We start from the raw sequence: 16,361 nt of genomic DNA on the forward strand, positions 1-16,361 counted from the left end.
TAGCGGGCCGGCATGCGGATGCGTTCATCTGTCGAGCTGCTTATATTTGTTGGCAATTAGAAACCTACAAAACAGTAGTTCCAGTTTCAACAAGTCACTCCCAGAATCGCGTTCTTCGCACTTTTGCGTTGCATTCATTCTGGAGTTGCCCATGCCCGAATCCTGGAAATTTGAAACCCTGTCGGTACACGCCGGCTACTCGCCCGACCCTACTACCAAGGCGGTGGCGGTGCCGATCTACCAGACCGCCGCTTACGCATTCGACAACGCGCAGCACGGTGCCGATCTGTTCGACCTGAAGGTGCCGGGCAACATCTACACCCGCATCATGAACCCGACGCAAGACGTGCTGGAGCAGCGCGTGGCGGCACTGGAAGGCGGCATCGCCGCGCTGGCGCTGGCCTCCGGGCAGGCGGCCGTCACTTACGCGATCCAGACCATCGCAGAGGTCGGCGACAACATCGTCGCCTCGACCGCGCTTTACGGCGGCACCTACAACCTGTTCGCCCACACGCTGCCGCTTTCCGGCATCACCACGCGCTTTGCCGATCCGCGCGATCCGGCCAGTTTCGAGCCGCTGATCGACGCAAAAACCAAAGCCGTTTATGTCGAGTCGCTGAGCAACCCGCAGGGCACGGTGGTGGATCTGGCGCGCATCGCCGAGATCGCGCACCGCCTGGGCGTGCCGTTGATCGTCGACAACACGGTGGCCACGCCCTATCTGCTGCGACCCTTCGAGCACGGCGCCGACATCGTGGTGCATTCGCTGACCAAATACCTGGGCGGCCACGGCACTTCCATCGGCGGCGCCATCGTCGATTCCGGCAAGTTCCCGTGGGCTGAGCACAAGGCCAAATTCAAGCGCCTGAACGAGCCCGATGCCAGCTACCACGGCGTGATCTACACCGAAGCGCTGGGGCCGGCGGCCTACATCGGCCGCGCTCGTGTCGTGCCACTGCGCAACAACGGCGCCGCCATTTCGCCGTTCAATGCTTTTCTGATTTTGCAGGGCATAGAGACGCTAGCGCTGCGCATGGACCGCATCAACGACAACACGCTGAAAGTCGCGCAATTCCTGCGGCGGCAAGCCCAGGTGCAATGGGTCAACTACGTCGGCCTGGCGGACCATCCGGACCATGCGCTGGCGCAAAAATACCTGGGCGGCAAAGGCTCCGGCCTGCTGACTTTTGGCGTCAAGGCGGCGCCCGGCCAGGGTCGCGAGGCCGGCGCCCGTTTTCTGGATGCGCTCAAGCTGTTCACCCGCCTGGTCAACATCGGCGACGCCAAGTCGCTGGCCACGCACCCGGCCTCCACCACCCACCGCCAGCTGTCGCCGGAAGAACTGGCGAAGGCCGGCGTGTCGGAGGACGCGGTGCGGCTGTCGATCGGCATCGAGCACATCGACGACTTGCTGGCCGATCTGACGCAAGCCCTGGCCGCGGTCTGAAGCCTCAGACTCTGGCGGCGGTGATGACCAGTCGAAAGCCCAATAGCGCCATCACGCCGCCGGCCACACGGTCGATCCGGCTTTTGTAACGAAGGTAGGCGTCACGCGGAGAAGCCGACGACAACAGCAACGCGACGATGCTGTACCAACCTGCTTCAATGCAGAAAACGACGATCGGCAAGGCCACCAGGAGTGCCGCGGGAATGTCGTGCGGCAACAGCGAGGCAAAGATGCTGCCATAGAAAATGGCCGTCTTCGGGTTGCTCAGTTGCGTGCCCAATCCCAAAATGAAGGCACGCTTCAAGCTCGGCTGGGAGTCCGGCCCGCCACTGGCCGAAAGCTGCAATGGCGCGTTGGCACCCTGCCAGATTCGATAACCCAGGTACGCCAGATAGCCGCCGCCCGCGACCTTGAATGCCAGATAAAGCCAGGGCACGGAAGCCAGCAGCACTTGCAGTCCCAAGAGCGCCGCCGTTGCAAAGACAATGCCGCCGGCCCCCATGCCCAGCGCAGCGGCCAGGCCATTTCCGCGCGTCGAAGCCACCGCCGTCCGTGCCACCATCACGAAGCTTGGCCCAGGACTGATGGCGCCAATGGCGATGGCGCTGCCGATACTCAAAACCGTCATCGCAGTGTTCATGGTGCTCTGTTCTCTTTGCTATTCGGCCCGCAGCGGACCGGCGCCGCGCCAGCCGCGCTCGACACGAAACCGCCACAGCCGCTCGGCGCCCGGGAAGTCCTGATTGTCCTCGGCACGCCAGACGATCTCGCTGCGGCCTTGCAAATGCAGCAAGTCGCCGTTCGAGAAATCGATGAACAGCAGCGCGGCACGCGGCTCCAGCAACATATTGCCCAGCGTGTTGAAGTAGCGATTTCCCGCATAGTCGGGGCAGACCAGGGTATCGCCGGCTATCTTGACAAAACCCGGCGCGCCACCGCGGTGCGACATATCGACGCCGCCGGGGCGCTCGCCCGCTTGGCCCGCGCTGGTGGCGACAAAAAAAGTATCCGCCGTCGAAATCAAAGCGCGCGCCTGACCATCGAGCCCGGCAAGGGGGCTGAGCGTTGCCGCCGGCCGAGCGCTTGCGGGCGTCACGCGCACTTCGCGCGGCTGGATGTACTTGGGACAATTTCCAAACGATTGCGTGACCGCAATGTCCAACGCATCGGGGCCGGCTTCGCAAACGATGCCGTTGGCCCGGTTGCGGCGACGGCTGTTGAAATCGATGCCCAGCAGGCCGACCGGACGACCAGGCCGCAGCAGCGCGCGAACCGGGTCTGGCGCGCCTGCCGCTGCCTCGATGCGCAGGCTGCGCTGATCCGGACTGGAGACAAAACCCGGTGCCCCGGCCAGCAGCGTCGCTACCGGCCAGCCATCGTCATCGGTGCTTGCCAACAACAGGAAGGGCAGCGCGGCGAAAAAGGTGCGGTGCTGTTCTGGCATGAATTCGCGGATCGCCGCGCCCGATGCGCTGACGCCGGCCAAGGCCTGCGCCCGCAATTCGCCTGCATGGAACACTCCTTTCGTTGACGCCAACGGGCTCACACGCCGACCTTGAGCGGCAAGGCCGGCATAGCCTTGAAACGCGGCAGCGCCTCCACCCGTGCCAGCCAGGCCCGCACCTGCGGAAATGGCGCCAGTGAGATGCCGCCTTCCGGTGCGTGGGCCACATAGGCGTAGCAGGCCAGGTCGGCCAGCGTCGCCTGCTCGGCGGCGAGAAAGCTTCTGCCCGTCAGGTGTGCGTCCATGAAGCGCAGCAGCCGGTCGGCGATTTCGGCGGCACGCACCGGGTCCTCCGGCATGCCCCACTGAAGTGCCATGCGTGCGGCCGCCGGTCCGTAGCGCAGTTCGCCGGCGGCGATAGCCAGCCAGCGCTGCACCTGGGCGGCAGCCACCGGCTCGGCGGGCAGCCAGCCGCTGTCCGGGGCATAGCGTTTGACCAAGTACACCATGATGGCATTGCTGTCGCACAGCACCAGTTCGCCGTCCGTCAGCACCGGTATCTGGCCCAAGGGATTGAGCTTGCGGAATTCGGCCGTGCGACGCACCGGCGCCGGTGCTTCCACGTAGGCATAGGGAAGTTCCAGCATCCGCAGCAGCAATTCGACGCGGTGCGCGTGGCCTGAAGTGGGCGTGCCGTACAAGGTCATGGTGGGGGTATTCATGAAGGGGGTTTCCTGGGGGTTCAAACAGGCCATGTTATGCATTCCCGGAATCGATGTAAATTAGGCCAAATTGGAATTCAATATTCCGAAACCTGGAAGAATGTGACGCCTCATGGACCGCCTCGACGAGCTTGAAATATTCATCGCCATCCTGGACAGCGGCAGCCTCGCCGGCGCCGGGCGCAAATTGCGCCGCTCGCCGCCGGCCGTCACCCGTGCCCTCAGCGCCTTGGAGTCCCGTCTCGGCACCCGTCTGGTCGAGCGCACCACCCGCCAGCTGGCCCCCACCGAAGCCGGCAAGCGCTTGGCGGAACAGGCGCGCCGGCTGTTGATGGACTATGACGCAGCGGTGCGCGAGGACGCGGCCGCGCCTTTGCGCGGCCTGTTGCGGGTGACGGCACCTGCGGTCTTCGGCCGGCGTCACGTCACTCCGGTCGTCAACAGCTATCTGGACCGCTATCCGGCGATGCGGATCGAACTGGTGCTCAACGACCGCAACCTGGATTTGATCGACGAGGGCCTGGATGTTGCCGTGCGCATCGGTCCCTTGCCGGATGCCGGCATGGTGGCGCGCCGGGTCGGCGAAGTGCGGCGCATGCTGGTCGCCAGCCCGGACTATCTGGCGCGTCGCGGCAGCCCGAAGTCGCTGGCCGAGCTGGCGCGGCACGACGTGATTTTCAGTTCGGGCGTGGCCAAAGCGCCGGAGTGGCGGTTCCGGCAGGGCGGGCGCGACCGGCTGGTGCGCCTGACGCCGCGCCTGACGGTCAATGAAATCGAAGCCGTGCTATTGGCCGTGAAAGCCGGACGCGGGCTGGCCCGCGTGTTGTCGTACCAGGTGGCCGAAGATCTGGCCAGCGGCGCCTTGCTGCGCCTGTGGCCGGAATTGGAACCGGCGCCGTTGCCGGTTCACGTCGTGGTATCGAGCGCGCGCCACATGGCGCCCAAGTTGCGCGCCTTCGTCGATCACGCGGTTGCGGCACTGGGGCGCTTGGCGGTCATCCAGCCGATGCTGTAGGCACACCGCGCGGTCGACCGATCCCGGGTTCAGCAGCTCAGTCCATCCAGCGCCTGCAGCGCCGCCTGGCGCACCTCGGTCAGCACGGCTTGCTGCCACTGCGGTGTTTCAACGTAGAACGCCTTGCGCAGGCGCTGCTTGATCTCGCTCTTCAGTGCCGCCGGCGCCTCGGCGTGCAGGTGCAGCCAGTGGTCGCCGCGCAGCGCGTGCATCACTTCCAGCAGGGGTTGGGTACCGAATTCCATGTACATGCCAGTGAACTCGGCTTGCGGGCATTCCTGCGATGCGGTCACCCACAGCAGACCGGTCAGGTCAGCCGAGACCGAGGACGCCGATCCCAGATGCATCAAGGCGGTGCGCTGACCCCACCAGCGGTTGGCACGCGCATAGCCCTCGGCCTGCCCCCGCGTACCCATGAACATGCGTTCGCAATCACCGCTTTTGCCCAGACCCGTGTGCAAGTCCAGCCAGGCCAGACGCCGCGCCTGTCCCAGTTGTTCGCGCAGCACGCGGCGCAAGGTGAGGTTGCTCCAGCTCGGCGCGCTACCGCCGAAGAACAAGCCGTCTGGCCTTTCGTATTGACCGCCGGAAATGGCTGTTTGCAGGCGGCGCAGACCCTGCGTCAGGATCAGCCCCAGGATGGCAAGGCGGTTGCCCAAGGTGGGCGGCCAGATCGGCGGCAACAGCCGGGGATGCAGCTTGCAATACGCCGGATTGGCGGGCAGCGGACGGCTGAAGTCCTGGAAGTTGCGGTTCAGGTCCACGTTCTCCTGCGTCACGCGCCGGGTGTGCGAAAAGCCATGCGGGTTGAGCGCGTGCAGGTACAGCACGGCGACGCCGGCTTGCTCGACGGCCGCCATCCAGGCCGCGTCGCCCAGCAGCGCGGTCTGCGCGCCGGAGCCGCAATAGCCCTCCACGCCATGCACGCCACTGCTCACCAGCAGCACGCGCTGGGCGTCGCGCGGCCCCTGCCAGGCGGCGTCGATGGCCAGCGCCTCACCGTCGACGCCGGGCAGGTCCAGCGGGTAGCAGGTCAGCGCCAACCCGGCGTTGCCTGCGGCTTGCAGAAACTTGGCGCGCGCCTGGGCATAGCTGTCGGAAAAGGACTCGGTTGGCGTGCTCATGGGGGTTCTCCAAGGTCAACGGGGCTTCGGCTTTATTGACGAAATTCTGGGCGCATAACGGACAGGAAATTCAAGCGCATGGGTCCAAGTATCGCCGCTCGCCAGTTCCCCCGTAGGCCATCAGCGCGGCTCCAGCAAGCCCGGTAGCCGCTGCACCAGGCGGTCGATCACCACCCGCAGGCGTAGCGGCATCAGGCGCGCCTGCGGCCAGACGGCGTTGAGTTCGTAGCCGTAGGGTTGTGCCTCGTCGAACAGATGGACCAGGGTGCCGTTGGCCCGCGATTGGGCGGCCAGCCAGGTTGGCAGCCGGACCAGGCCCAGGCCGGCGACGCCGGCGTCGGCCACCACTTCCAGGCTGTCGCAGGCGAAGCGCGTGGCGATCTCGAAGTCGAAGGCACGCCCGCTGGCATCGTTGAACAGCCAGGGCTTGACGCCGCCGTCGCGCGCGTAGGCGATGTAGCTGTGCCGGGCGCGCTGGGCCAATAACTCATCCAGACTGCTCGGCTGCGGCTGCCGCGCCAGGTAGCTTGGCGCGGCGTAGACGCCCATCCATTGCCGCCCCAGCGGCCGCGCCGCCAGCAGCGCGCTGTCGGCCAGCGGGCCGACGCGCAAGGCCAGGTCGATACGCTCCTCCAGTAGGTCGACGCGACGGTCGTTGAACGAGACCTCCAGCGACAGGCCGGCGTGTTCGCGGCCCAGTTCCAGCAGCAGCGGCGCCACGCAGCGCCGGCCCAACAGTTCCGGCATGGACAGGCGCAAACGCCCCACCGGCTCGCTGCGACCGGCCTCCAGCGCGGCATCGGCCTCTTCCAATTCCGCCAGCACGCGGCGGCAGCGTTCGTAGTAGAGCTGGCCGTCGTCGGTCAGGCGCTGGCTGCGCGTGGTGCGGTGGAACAGGCGGGTGCCCAGCCGGTGCTCCAGGCGCGCAATGGCCTTGCCGACGGCCGAGCGCGTCAAGCGCTGGCGCTCCGCGGCCAGCGAGAAGCTGCCGGCCTCAACGGCGGCGACAAAGGTTTCTATGCCTTGCAAACGTTCACTCATTGGAGATATATATTCCCTTATGAATTGAGTTATTTACTTCACTGGGGATTATAGGGAATCAGTAGTATTCGATCTCTCTTCATTTTCTATCCAAGGACTGCAATGGCAAACGATCTTGTTCACCAATGGCAACTCAGCGCAGTGGGACGGCAAAACCTGCGCTACGTCGAAACCACACAACGCCCGCTGGGACCGCGTCAGGTCCGGGTCCGGGTGGAGGCGGCCTCGCTCAACTATCGCGATCTGCTGATGGTCGAGAACCGCTACGGCATGGCGCCCGCCGCGCTGCCGTTCACACCCGGCTCGGACATGGCCGGCACGGTGCTCGAGGTGGGCACTGAAGTCGCCCGCTGGCGCGGCGGCGAGCGCGTCATCAGCACCTTTGTGGCGGGCTGGCTGGACGGTGCCATACCGCCCGAGGCCAGCACGCTGGGCGGCCCCGGCCCCGGCATGCTGGCGTCGCAAGTGGTGCTGGATGCGCAGTGGTTGGCGGCGGCACCAAGCACGCTGAACGCCGCGGCAGCCAGCACGCTACCCTGCGCGGCGCTGACGGCGTGGACCGGTCTGGTGGAAAACGGCAGGTTGCGCGCCGGCCAGACGGTGCTGATCCACGGCACCGGCGGCGTCGCGCTGTTCGGGCTGCAACTGGCCCGGCTGCACGGCGCGCAAGCGATCGTGGTGTCGGGCGACGCCGGCAAGCGCTCGCAGGCACTGAAGCTGGGTGCCCGCCATGTGCTGGAGCGCGCCAGCGACTGGCCCAGCGCCGTGCTGGCACTGACCGAGGGCCGCGGCGCCGATCATGTGCTGGAGACGGTGGGCGGCGCCAACCTGGGGCGGTCGCTGCAGGCGCTGGCGGGGGGCGGCCGGGTGGCGCTGATCGGGTTACTGGACGGTGCCGAACTGGCTGCTTCCGGCTTCGACTTGATGCTCCGGCGGGCCGTGGTGCAAGGGGTGAGCGTGGGTCACCGGCAGGCGCTGGAGCATCTGGTGCGCGCCGTCGATGTCAACGCGCTGCAACCGGTGATTGCCGCCGAATACCCGGCGCAGGAATTGCCGGCAGCGTTCGACCATCTGGCGCGCGGCCCGTTCGGCAAGGTGGTGCTCACTTTTCAGTAGCCGGTTGGCGGGCATTGCCATCGCCATCGGTGCGCAAATCAACCAAGGCAAGACCACCGTCATCGAGATCATGTGCACACGCGAACTGGGCGCCGGGTAGCGAGAGGCCTCACTCTGCTTAACCTTCTCCGGGTGCAACGCTCAGTTCGTCGCCACAGCCCTTTGTGGAATCACCATCGCGGCGACGCCAGCGACGACGCAGGCCAATCCGATCCAGGCCGTAGCTGTCAGGGATTCACCGAGAAAGATCACGCTCAGTGCGACGCCAATCGGGACCCTCAAGTACGCCTGCGCCGTCGTCGCCACGGAGCCAAGCGTTTGCACCAGTCGAAAGTAGATCACGAAGGCGACCGCGGTCGAGAAGATCGATAGCGCCAGCAGCGCCGCCAACGAGAGGGTTGATGGGTGCAGAGCCCAGGGGCGGTCGATCACCAGACTTGCCGGAATCAGCAGCGCTGTCCCCAGCAGCAGCGATCCGGCGGCCGGGACGGCCGGTGGCAGGCCGTGGAATGAGCGACCATATATCGCGGCACCGGCATAGCAGACTGTCGCGGCAACAATCGCAAGCTGCGGCAAGACTTGATTGCCAAGGCCGCTGAACACGCTTGTGCCAACGATCATGCAGATGCCAACGAGCCCCGCGATGACACCGAACAGCTTGCGCGCAGTGATCTGCTCGTGCCGCGTAATGAGCCAGGTGGCGACAAATGCCAGCACCGGCGAAGCTGAGTTCAGGATAGTTGCCAACCCCGCCTCCACCGATTGCTCGGCCCATGCGATGAGCGTAAACGGCAGCACGCTGTTCAACAGCGCCTGCACCAGGAAGCGACGCCAGACTGCCGGGTCACGTGGCACCGGAATGCCGCGCATCACCACCCAGGCGGCGAGCAGACAACCGGCAATCAGCGTTCTGGCCGCAATGAGTGTGATCGGAGGGATGGTGGCGACGGCAACTCGAATGAATGTGTAAGACGCCCCCCAAAGCGTGGCCAGCGTCAAGAGCAGCACAAAGTCCAATCGTGAGCTTCCGGCACCAGGGGCGATGCTTCGGGCAGTAGTTGTCATGGGGTTCTCACGGTAGTGGCAGCGACTGCTTGCGTCACGTTTCGCTGCAAGTGGACTCCATTGTGAGGACGTCTGACAGGCGAATGATTCGCTGCGGACCGAAGTATTGATGGCGACTGTGACACCCATTGTTCGATCTCGACCAGCTTTTGCGAGAGGTCTGCGCTAAGGGCTAGGCGGCTGTGCGGCGCTGGACATGGGCGTACATGTAGAAGTTGCCTGGCTGCCCCCTGACCAGGCGATAAGCCTGAAGCAAGCCCTCACGCTGAAAGCCACAACGCTCAAGTACCTTGGCTGAGCGAACGTTTGTTTCCAACACCGTGGCCTGGACGCGAATGACAGCGGCAGCGGAGTGAGCCCAGGCGGAAAGTTCCCGGCACACCGCGGTGGCGATGCCTTTGCCCCAGTACGCGGGCGCAAGGTCATAGGCAATTTCGGCCGTCGCGTTCTGCGGTGAGACCGTGTGAAAGCCTGCGGTCCCGACAAGTTCGCTGCTTGTTCGCAGGGCAATCGCAAAGCGCAGCGGGGATGAAGGAGTGAACTCCTCTTCGCGCCAGGCGCAGTGCGCGAGTTCGGCGGGTGAGTGAACGTTCCAGCTGGTGTGCTGGTAGACCTGGGGCAGTGACAGGTAGTCAAACCAGGGCTCGATGTCGCCGGAGACGATGGGCCGCAGAGTGACCAACTGGTGCTTCAGGCTCGGAAGTGCAGAGTAATTCATTCAGCCGCCCCTTGGTTTTCAGGCAAGCAATGGTAACCGCCGTTGCACCCATTTGTCGCTCTCGCGTGGCGCGAGTGTCGGGGGACAACGGGCATTGCATCGCATCCCGAGCGGCATAGAATGATCCGGCAAATCCATTCGCCAGCGCCCCTCATTGATCGGTTCGACCTTAGGCAACCCGTGCTGCACCACCTGAACAGGAATTCGTTCTTCACCCAATGGGCGATCCTGGCGGTCGCGCTGCTCACTCTGGGCGGGGCAACCGGATTCAACCTCTACCTGGAGCGCGCCCGCACCGAGAGTCGGGAGCAGCATCGGCTGCTGACCCAGGCTCAGGTGATTCAGGAGAACCTTGAGCAAAATCTGACGGCCGTCGGCCGGGTGCTGGCAGATCTGCGCAAGGACGCGCCGCAAGGCAAGGCCAACCCGGGCTTGGGCGACCATCTCAAAATGCTGACCGACGCGCTGCCGGGTGTGCGCACGCTGCTGCTGCTGGACGACGCCGGTACCGTGTCGGCATCGACCCGGCCGGAACTGCTGGGCAAGAACTTCGCCTACCGCGACTACTTCAAGACTGTGCGCCAGAATCCCGACCCCGACATGCTGTTCGTGTCGGCGCCGTTCCTGACCACACTGGGCGCCTACGGAGTCAACGTGGCACGGACCATCCCGGGGCCCGATGGCCCGTTCGCCGGCATCATCGTCGCCACGCTGGACCCGGAGTATTTCAGGACCTTGATGAACTCGGTGCTCTATGCGCCGGACATGTGGGTCGCCATTGCCCACGGCGATGGCCTTCAGGTCGCGATGGTGCCGGAACGGGAAGGCCAGGTCGGCAAGAACCTGGCACAACCGGGTTCGTTCTTCACCCGGCACCGCGACAGCGGCAAGGAGAGCAACCTCCTTACCGGCATCGTCTACGCAACCGGCGAGGAACGCATGATGGCCTTGCGCTCGATACAGCCGACCAGGCTACGGCAGGACAAACCGCTGGTGGTCGCCGTGGGGCGCGACCTGAATGTGGTTTATGCCGGATGGTGGCGCGACTTCTGGGTCCAGAGCGGCCTGTTCGGTCTGCTCGCCCTTGGTTCCACATTGGGTCTTTATGCCTACCGGCGCCGGCAACGGGAATTTGCCCGCAAGGAGGCTGAAGTGGTCGAGGCGCTGGCGGCCAGTGAACGCTTCATGAAAACCCTGACCGACAACATCCCTGGCATGGTGGCCTACTGGAGCCGTGACTTGCGTTGCCGCTTCGCCAACAAGGCCTATCTGGAATGGTTTGGCCGGACGCCCGAGCAAATGCACAACATCCGGATCCAGGACATGATGGGCGACGAATTGTTCCGCCGGAACGAACCCTTCATCAAGGCCGCCCTGCGCGGCGAACGCCAGCGCTTCGAGCGCACCTTGACCAAGGCCGACGGCAGTATCGGCTATACCTGGGCGCACTACATTCCGGACCAGGATGCCAACGGGGTGCGTGGATTCTTCGTCCTGGTTTCGGACATCACTGAACTCAAGCGCGCCGAGCTGGCGCTGGCGCAAAGCGAATGGAAGTTGAAGACCATCATCGAGACCGAACCCGAATGCGTGAAGGTACTGGCAGCCGATGGCACCCTGCTGCAAATGAACCGCGCTGGCCTTCAAATGATTGAGGCGGAGTCCGACACGCAAGCCGTCGGACACAAGTTGACAGAACTCCTCACGCCTGAGTACCGCGACGCGTTCGACAGCCTCAACCAGAGGGTCAATCAGGGGGAGTCGGGAACGCTGGAGTTCGAGATCGTTGGCCTCAAGGGGACGCATCGCTGGCTGGACACGCATGCGGTACCCATGCGCGACACCGACGGGCGGATCACGGGTTTGCTGGGCGTCACCCGCGACATCACTGCGCGCAAGCAGGCCGACCGGGAACTCAAGCAACTGGCGCAGACCGACTTTCTGACCAATCTGGCCAACCGCCGTCATTTCATGGCGCTGGCGGAACAGGATTTGTCGCGCACGCTCAGGTACGGCGGTCCGCTGTCGGTGCTGATGCTGGACATCGACCACTTCAAGAATATCAATGACACCTACGGTCACAAGGTCGGCGACCTTGTCCTGCAGACCTTCGGTGGCTTGGTCCGGCATACCTTGCGCGGCGTGGACGCCGTGGGGCGCGTCGGCGGCGAGGAGTTCGCCGTGGTGCTGCCGCAGACCGATGGCGAACACGCCCTGGAAGTGGCTGAACGCTTGTGCCGGTTGACGGCCGATACCGAGGTCGCCCTGGACCAGGGGCGACCGCTCCACTTCACGGTCTCCATTGGCATGACCACGCTCGCCGGCGCCAGCAACAACATCGACACACTGCTCAGTCAGGCCGATCAAGCGCTCTATGAAGCCAAGCACAGCGGCCGCAACCGGGTCTGCACCTATCAACGGCGGGATGGCGCGGCCCTATGACTTGTCGCGCACGGTAAATCCCCCGTCAAAGCGGCGCGCTTTTCGGACCGCCCATGGTGGCGGCGACCAACGCGCAGGCCGCCAGCGTCCAGACGATCACGGCGCCGGAGGGCAGGTCGAACAAGGCGGACAGCGTCAAGCCGCTGGCGTAGCCCAGCGCACCGATGGCGTAGGCCATCAGGTGGCGACGCCGGCCTTGATAGCGGCGCGTGCCCAGCGCCGGAATGATGAGGCTGGAGAACACCAGGTAGACACCCACCAGTTGCACCGAGGCCGTCACCGCCAGTGCAAAGGCGGCGTAGAAGCCGAAGCGCCCAAGGCGCTGCACCCAGCCCCGCCACAAGGCGAACAACAGCAACGCCGAGACGCCGGCCAGCCACAGCAACTGGGCTGTGTTGACCCACAGGATTTGCCCCACCAGCAGGTCTTTCAGATGCTCGCCGCCATGCGGATTGCCGGACAGCAGCAAGATGCCGGCACAGGCCGCCAGAATGAACATGACACCGATCAGGGCTTCCTGCTGCTGCGGCGCGCGCCGCTCGGTCCAGGTCAACAGCAAGGCACCCAGCAGGGCGGCGGAGACGGCGGCCACCTGCACCGCCACGCCGCCTTCGGGCAGGCCCAGCGCATCGGCGCCGATGACGCCCAGGCCGGCGATCTGGGCAATCGCCAGGTCGATGAAGACGATGCCGCGGTCCAGCACCTGCATCCCCAGCGGCACGTGGGTGGCCAGCACCAGCAGTCCGGCGATCAGGGCCGGGCCCAGGATGCCCCAGTCAAGCGCGCTCCAGTTCATCGCTTGGCTCCGGCCGCCAGCAGCCGCGCCAGCGTGTCATCGAACAGGCCGAACAAGTCCTTGGCGCCCTCGGTGCCGCCCACCGTGAAGGGGATCTTGACCGCCGGCACGCCGGCGTTCTTGCTCAACCACTCGGCCGGTTTCGGGTCCTGGTAGGCCGAGTACAAGGTCATGCGTGCCGGCGCGTTTTTCAGCGAAGCCAGCACCTGCTGCAAATGCGAGGCGGTGGGCTCGACGCCCGGTTTCGGCTCCAGCACCGCCACTTCCTTCATTCCCAGCCAGTCGTACAGGTAGACAAAAGCCTTGTGCTGCGACACCACCGCCGCCCCCTTGAGCGGCGCCGCCTGCGTGTTCCAGCGCACTATCGCCTGCTGCCAGCGTTGCGAGAAGTCGCTCAGGCGTTGCGCGTACTGGCTGGCGTGCGCGGCGTCGACTTGCGCCAGCCGCGCCCCCAGCGCCGTCGCCACCTGGGCGATATTGCGCGGATCGGTCTGGATGTGCGGATTGCCAGCGGCGTGCACGTCGCCCTGCGAGCGGTCCAGTTGGCCCGGCAGGTCAAGCTTGCGGACAAAATCGGCGGCCGCGAAGTTGCCGCTCTGCCCCGGCTGCACCTTGGCATTGCCCGACTGTTGCAGCAACACCGGCAACCAGCCGATCTCCAGTTCGGCCCCGGTGCAAACCACCAGATCGGCGTTGCGGGCACGCGCGATCAGACTTGGTTTAGCCTGGATCTGGTGCGGGTCCTGCAAGGCGCTGGTGGCGACCGACACCTCGACCAGATTACCACCCAGTTCCTGCGCCAACGCGCCCCATTCGGGCTCGCAGGCAAAGACGCGCAGCGCGGCCTGCGCCGGCAGCGCCAGCAGCAGCACGGGTGCGGCGAGCAGGGCGAACAAAGTTTTTCGATTCATCATGAAGGCTCCTTGAATGGGCTAGGGGTTCAATAACTGTGGGCGCCATGTGCGCCCAGACTCATCTGGTACTGCAGGAAGACCTGGTTGTCGGTCAGCCCTTCTCTCGACTTGTCCTGCGCCAGCTGCAAGCGCACGCGCGAGAACTCGCTCGGGTTGAAGTCCAGCATCAAGGTGTTCTTGCTCGGCTGGTAGCCGCTGTTGGCGAACGCAGCGGCATTCAGGCCGTAGTCGGGCGTTCCGGGATTGAGTCGCTCGGTGCGCAGGCCGACACGCCAAGCCGGCATGAACTGGTAGATGCCTTGCAGATACCAGCCCGACTGCTCGGCGCGGTAGGCGTCGGACAGGTTGGCGTTGCCGGGATCGTAGGTCAAACTACCACTGCGCGTGCTGTGCAGGTATTCGCCCTGCAACTTGAAGCTGGTGCGCGTGGCATTGCCGTTGGGCGCCCATTTCCAGACACCGTCCAGCAACCAGACGCGCGTGTTGCCGGTGAAGGCGCTGTTGATGACGCTGCCACCACCGGCATCCATGGTCGTCAGACTCTGGTCGTTGGCCTGGGCCGTCAGCACCGACAGCCCGGCGCGCCAGTTGTGGCTGTCGCCGATGTCGCCGCCGGTGTGCGCGGTCAGGGCCGTCATGCCAGCGCCGTTGCGGCCCGTGTCGCTGCCCGGAAAACTGCGGCCGCGACCCAGCTCGGCGCCCAGTTCCAGGTATTGATCGGTGGGCGCCAGCCAGTGAAGTTGCACGCCGTCGTCGCCGTATTGGGTGCCCAGAAACACCTGGTAGGCCAGCGGGTTGTCGACGAAGTCCCAAGTGTGGGCGTGCTGCGAATTGAGGTAGCCGACGCCGGAAAAGAAGCGCCCCGCCTTCAGGGACAAACCATGGCTGAGTGCCGTCGTCTGGACAAAGGCCTCCTCGACCGACACGGTGTTGTCCGGATGCAGCGAGATATTGGCGGCGCCGCGCAGCCAGGGGTCGATATTGGCGGCCAGGCCCAGTTCCGATTCGGCCAAGCCAAAGCCTCGTGAGCCAGGCCCCAGCTCGGCGCCGGCCGGCAACTGGAAGCCGCTCAGGTGGTAGCCGGCCGGGTCCTGCGAGGTACGGGTATAGCCGCCCGAGAGGATCAGGGACATGGCCGGGTTGAAGGCGTTGGCACCGCCCGCCGCGCTGGCTGGCGCCGGGGCCGCGGCGGGCTGGGGCGGAGCCGCTTCGGCCATGACCGGTGCTGACACTGCGGCGCCTCGCTCGGCCGCCAGCAGGCGCTGCTCCATGGCCTGCAAACGCGCTTCATAAGCGGCGCGCAGGGCTTCGATTTCCTGTCGCAGCCCTTGTATTTCAGAGCTGGTGTTGGAAGGCGGGGCGGCCAGCGCGGCAAACGGCGCGGCCAAGGCAAGCGCGAGGCTCGCCGACAATAATTTGGACATGAATCTTCTTTCTTTGAAACTTTGCGGGACAGGCCGCAGTTACAGGTCGAATATCTTGCGGGACAGACCGCAGCCACAGGTCGAATCTCTTGTGGGACAGACCGCAGTTACGCGAAGCGAACCAGCTCTGTCCTCAACTTGAAACGGGATATTGGCAGTTCGCCAGCTCTGTCCCCAACTGGAAACGAGATGTTGGCCGTTCGCCAGCTCTGTCCCCAACTGCTTAAACCCGGCCACGCGCTGCACAGCCGGACGCTAGGATTTGGCAATCAACGCAGGAAAGAAGGGGGCGCCCGGCTGTGGTAGGCCGGCGTAGTCGCCAGCCACACGATGCCGCGCGAATCGACCACCGGGGCTTCGTGCAACACCCCGGCCGGCGGCAGGCGAGGGGTCGAGAGCAGCGGCGCGCCGCCGGCCAGGGCCGCAGCGCTCAGGCACAGATCGCATTGACTCAGGTGGATCGCCGGCTTGCCACCGTCCACGTCCGCTTGGTCTGCCCGCACGTGCGACAGCAGGTGCCAGGTGGCGGCGGTCTGCGCCATCGGCAGCAGCAACACCAGCCACAGCAGCCACGCCAGGTGGCGCTGTGAGAGCATGTTGCGGCGCAGGGTCTGCATAAGGGCTGGATGGTAGTCGAAAGCTTCAAGCTCTGCTGAAGCGGCTTGCGGGCCACCCAGCCTACCTTACTCCGGGGTCGACGCCTTGGCCCAGAGTCTGGCCACCAGATCGGAAAGCGCTTGATTTTTCAACGCTGGCGTACCGGGGTCCTGGATCTGCGAGCGAATCAGGCGCTCCAGCATTTCGGCCTGCGGCGTGACCGGGCCGAAAAAACGCGGCTCCTGTCCCAGCGCCAGCAGCAGGGTGGGAAAGTCTTCGACATCCAGCGGGTGCAGCAGATCGGCCTCGTCTTCGACGTCGATCCAGAGAAAACGCGCCTGCGGAAAACGGGATTGCAACTGCCAGAAACGGCTGCGGTAGTCGCGGCAGACGCCACACCACTCGGCACACAGGCAGACGACCAGGACGGAGGCGGGCAAAGCCGGAGTTTCAGGATTCATGGGGCAATGATCGCAAAAATCGTTATGCCAAATCG

Annotated in this window: 16 protein-coding genes; 4 read left to right on the top strand and 12 right to left on the bottom strand. The window is 65.1% G+C overall.

The features are described from left to right. The first annotated feature begins 151 nt into the window (after positions 1 to 151). Positions 152 to 1,447 carry an aminotransferase class I/II-fold pyridoxal phosphate-dependent enzyme gene (locus PHS32_RS13550; RefSeq protein ID WP_301079535.1) on the top strand — a complete coding sequence of 432 codons (1,296 nt, stop codon included), beginning with the start codon at positions 152 to 154 and terminating at the stop codon, positions 1,445 to 1,447. Between the two features lie 4 nt (positions 1,448 to 1,451). On the opposite strand, the gene PHS32_RS13555 is transcribed toward PHS32_RS13550, so the two are convergent. The 3 genes from PHS32_RS13555 to PHS32_RS13565 are packed head-to-tail and all read right to left on the bottom strand — an operon-like array spanning position 1,452 to position 3,613. Then, the gene (locus PHS32_RS13555) at positions 1,452 to 2,087 is read right to left on the bottom strand and encodes a LysE family transporter (protein ID WP_301079536.1); all 636 of its coding nucleotides are present in this window, start codon (positions 2,085 to 2,087) and stop codon (positions 1,452 to 1,454) included. Between the two features lie 18 nt (positions 2,088 to 2,105). Further along, entirely contained in the window at positions 2,106 to 2,966 is an 861-nt protein-coding gene (locus PHS32_RS13560; RefSeq protein ID WP_301079537.1) for a pyridoxamine 5'-phosphate oxidase family protein, read from the bottom strand. Positions 2,967 to 2,989: 23 nt separating this feature from the next. Further along, on the bottom strand, positions 2,990 to 3,613 hold the full coding sequence (locus PHS32_RS13565) for a glutathione S-transferase family protein (protein WP_301079538.1): 624 nt from the start codon (positions 3,611 to 3,613) through the stop codon (positions 2,990 to 2,992). A 112-nt stretch (positions 3,614 to 3,725) separates the two neighbouring features. On the opposite strand from PHS32_RS13565, the gene PHS32_RS13570 reads away from it, so the two are divergent. Next, positions 3,726 to 4,628, top strand: a complete 903-nt coding sequence (locus PHS32_RS13570; protein ID WP_301079539.1) for a LysR family transcriptional regulator — start codon at positions 3,726 to 3,728, stop codon at positions 4,626 to 4,628. 29 nt (positions 4,629 to 4,657) lie between these two features. Here the strand turns inward: PHS32_RS13570 and PHS32_RS13575 are convergent, their stop codons facing one another. Both PHS32_RS13575 and PHS32_RS13580 read right to left on the bottom strand, forming a co-directional pair. Beyond that, the gene (locus PHS32_RS13575; protein WP_301079540.1) at positions 4,658 to 5,752 is read right to left on the bottom strand and encodes a M14 family metallopeptidase; all 1,095 of its coding nucleotides are present in this window, start codon (positions 5,750 to 5,752) and stop codon (positions 4,658 to 4,660) included. Positions 5,753 to 5,872: 120 nt separating this feature from the next. After that, positions 5,873 to 6,793 (bottom strand): LysR family transcriptional regulator, encoded by a 921-nt coding sequence (locus PHS32_RS13580; protein WP_301079541.1) that lies wholly within the window; start codon positions 6,791 to 6,793, stop codon positions 5,873 to 5,875. 102 nt (positions 6,794 to 6,895) lie between these two features. On the opposite strand from PHS32_RS13580, the gene PHS32_RS13585 reads away from it, so the two are divergent. Continuing rightward, complete coding sequence (locus tag PHS32_RS13585; protein ID WP_301079542.1) at positions 6,896 to 7,909, top strand: NAD(P)-dependent alcohol dehydrogenase; 1,014 nt, start codon at positions 6,896 to 6,898, stop codon at positions 7,907 to 7,909. Positions 7,910 to 8,050: 141 nt separating this feature from the next. Here PHS32_RS13585 and PHS32_RS13590 read toward each other — a convergent pair whose 3' ends face one another. Next, entirely contained in the window at positions 8,051 to 8,974 is a 924-nt protein-coding gene (locus PHS32_RS13590) for an EamA family transporter (protein ID WP_301079543.1), read from the bottom strand. Between the two features lie 172 nt (positions 8,975 to 9,146). Beyond that, the gene (locus tag PHS32_RS13595) at positions 9,147 to 9,692 is read right to left on the bottom strand and encodes a GNAT family protein (protein WP_301079544.1); all 546 of its coding nucleotides are present in this window, start codon (positions 9,690 to 9,692) and stop codon (positions 9,147 to 9,149) included. Positions 9,693 to 9,872: 180 nt separating this feature from the next. Between PHS32_RS13595 and PHS32_RS13600 the strand changes: the two genes are divergently transcribed. Beyond that, on the top strand, positions 9,873 to 12,134 hold the full coding sequence (locus tag PHS32_RS13600) for a diguanylate cyclase (RefSeq protein ID WP_301079545.1): 2,262 nt from the start codon (positions 9,873 to 9,875) through the stop codon (positions 12,132 to 12,134). 25 nt (positions 12,135 to 12,159) lie between these two features. On the opposite strand, the gene PHS32_RS13605 is transcribed toward PHS32_RS13600, so the two are convergent. The 5 genes from PHS32_RS13605 to PHS32_RS13625 form a co-directional block, all read right to left on the bottom strand. Further along, complete coding sequence (locus PHS32_RS13605) at positions 12,160 to 12,930, bottom strand: metal ABC transporter permease (protein WP_301079546.1); 771 nt, start codon at positions 12,928 to 12,930, stop codon at positions 12,160 to 12,162. After that, positions 12,927 to 13,844: a zinc ABC transporter substrate-binding protein gene (locus PHS32_RS13610; RefSeq protein ID WP_301079547.1), complete on the bottom strand. Its 918-nt coding sequence runs from the start codon at positions 13,842 to 13,844 to the stop codon at positions 12,927 to 12,929. Before PHS32_RS13610 ends, PHS32_RS13605 begins: the two co-directional genes overlap by 4 nt. Positions 13,845 to 13,870: 26 nt before the next feature. Next, positions 13,871 to 15,268, bottom strand: a complete 1,398-nt coding sequence (locus PHS32_RS13615; RefSeq protein WP_301079548.1) for a hypothetical protein — start codon at positions 15,266 to 15,268, stop codon at positions 13,871 to 13,873. 269 nt (positions 15,269 to 15,537) lie between these two features. Further along, positions 15,538 to 15,864, bottom strand: coding sequence for a hypothetical protein (locus PHS32_RS13620; RefSeq protein ID WP_301079549.1), 327 nt, complete (start codon positions 15,862 to 15,864; stop codon positions 15,538 to 15,540). A gap of 87 nt (positions 15,865 to 15,951) precedes the next feature. Next, complete coding sequence (locus PHS32_RS13625) at positions 15,952 to 16,326, bottom strand: thioredoxin family protein (protein ID WP_301079550.1); 375 nt, start codon at positions 16,324 to 16,326, stop codon at positions 15,952 to 15,954. Positions 16,327 to 16,361 lie beyond the last annotated feature (35 nt).

The sequence above is a fragment of the Rhodoferax sp. genome (assembly GCF_028714215.1).
Taxonomy (GTDB): Bacteria; Pseudomonadota; Gammaproteobacteria; order Burkholderiales; family Burkholderiaceae_C; genus Rhodoferax.

What these genes read in the sequence shown, in the direction of transcription:
- PHS32_RS13620 (WP_301079549.1), bottom strand. Translation starts at nt 15,864, where the DNA reads ATGCTCTCACAGCGCCACCTGGCGTGGCTGCTGTGGCTGGTGTTGCTG.
- PHS32_RS13585 (WP_301079542.1), top strand. Translation starts at nt 6,896, where the DNA reads ATGGCAAACGATCTTGTTCACCAATGGCAACTCAGCGCAGTGGGACGG.
- PHS32_RS13575 (WP_301079540.1), bottom strand. Translation starts at nt 5,752, where the DNA reads ATGAGCACGCCAACCGAGTCCTTTTCCGACAGCTATGCCCAGGCGCGC.
- PHS32_RS13590 (WP_301079543.1), bottom strand. Translation starts at nt 8,974, where the DNA reads ATGACAACTACTGCCCGAAGCATCGCCCCTGGTGCCGGAAGCTCACGA.
- PHS32_RS13550 (WP_301079535.1), top strand. Translation starts at nt 152, where the DNA reads ATGCCCGAATCCTGGAAATTTGAAACCCTGTCGGTACACGCCGGCTAC.
- PHS32_RS13555 (WP_301079536.1), bottom strand. Translation starts at nt 2,087, where the DNA reads ATGAACACTGCGATGACGGTTTTGAGTATCGGCAGCGCCATCGCCATT.
- PHS32_RS13580 (WP_301079541.1), bottom strand. Translation starts at nt 6,793, where the DNA reads ATGAGTGAACGTTTGCAAGGCATAGAAACCTTTGTCGCCGCCGTTGAG.
- PHS32_RS13605 (WP_301079546.1), bottom strand. Translation starts at nt 12,930, where the DNA reads ATGAACTGGAGCGCGCTTGACTGGGGCATCCTGGGCCCGGCCCTGATC.
- PHS32_RS13570 (WP_301079539.1), top strand. Translation starts at nt 3,726, where the DNA reads ATGGACCGCCTCGACGAGCTTGAAATATTCATCGCCATCCTGGACAGC.
- PHS32_RS13615 (WP_301079548.1), bottom strand. Translation starts at nt 15,268, where the DNA reads ATGTCCAAATTATTGTCGGCGAGCCTCGCGCTTGCCTTGGCCGCGCCG.
- PHS32_RS13595 (WP_301079544.1), bottom strand. Translation starts at nt 9,692, where the DNA reads ATGAATTACTCTGCACTTCCGAGCCTGAAGCACCAGTTGGTCACTCTG.
- PHS32_RS13610 (WP_301079547.1), bottom strand. Translation starts at nt 13,844, where the DNA reads ATGATGAATCGAAAAACTTTGTTCGCCCTGCTCGCCGCACCCGTGCTG.
- PHS32_RS13565 (WP_301079538.1), bottom strand. Translation starts at nt 3,613, where the DNA reads ATGAATACCCCCACCATGACCTTGTACGGCACGCCCACTTCAGGCCAC.
- PHS32_RS13625 (WP_301079550.1), bottom strand. Translation starts at nt 16,326, where the DNA reads ATGAATCCTGAAACTCCGGCTTTGCCCGCCTCCGTCCTGGTCGTCTGC.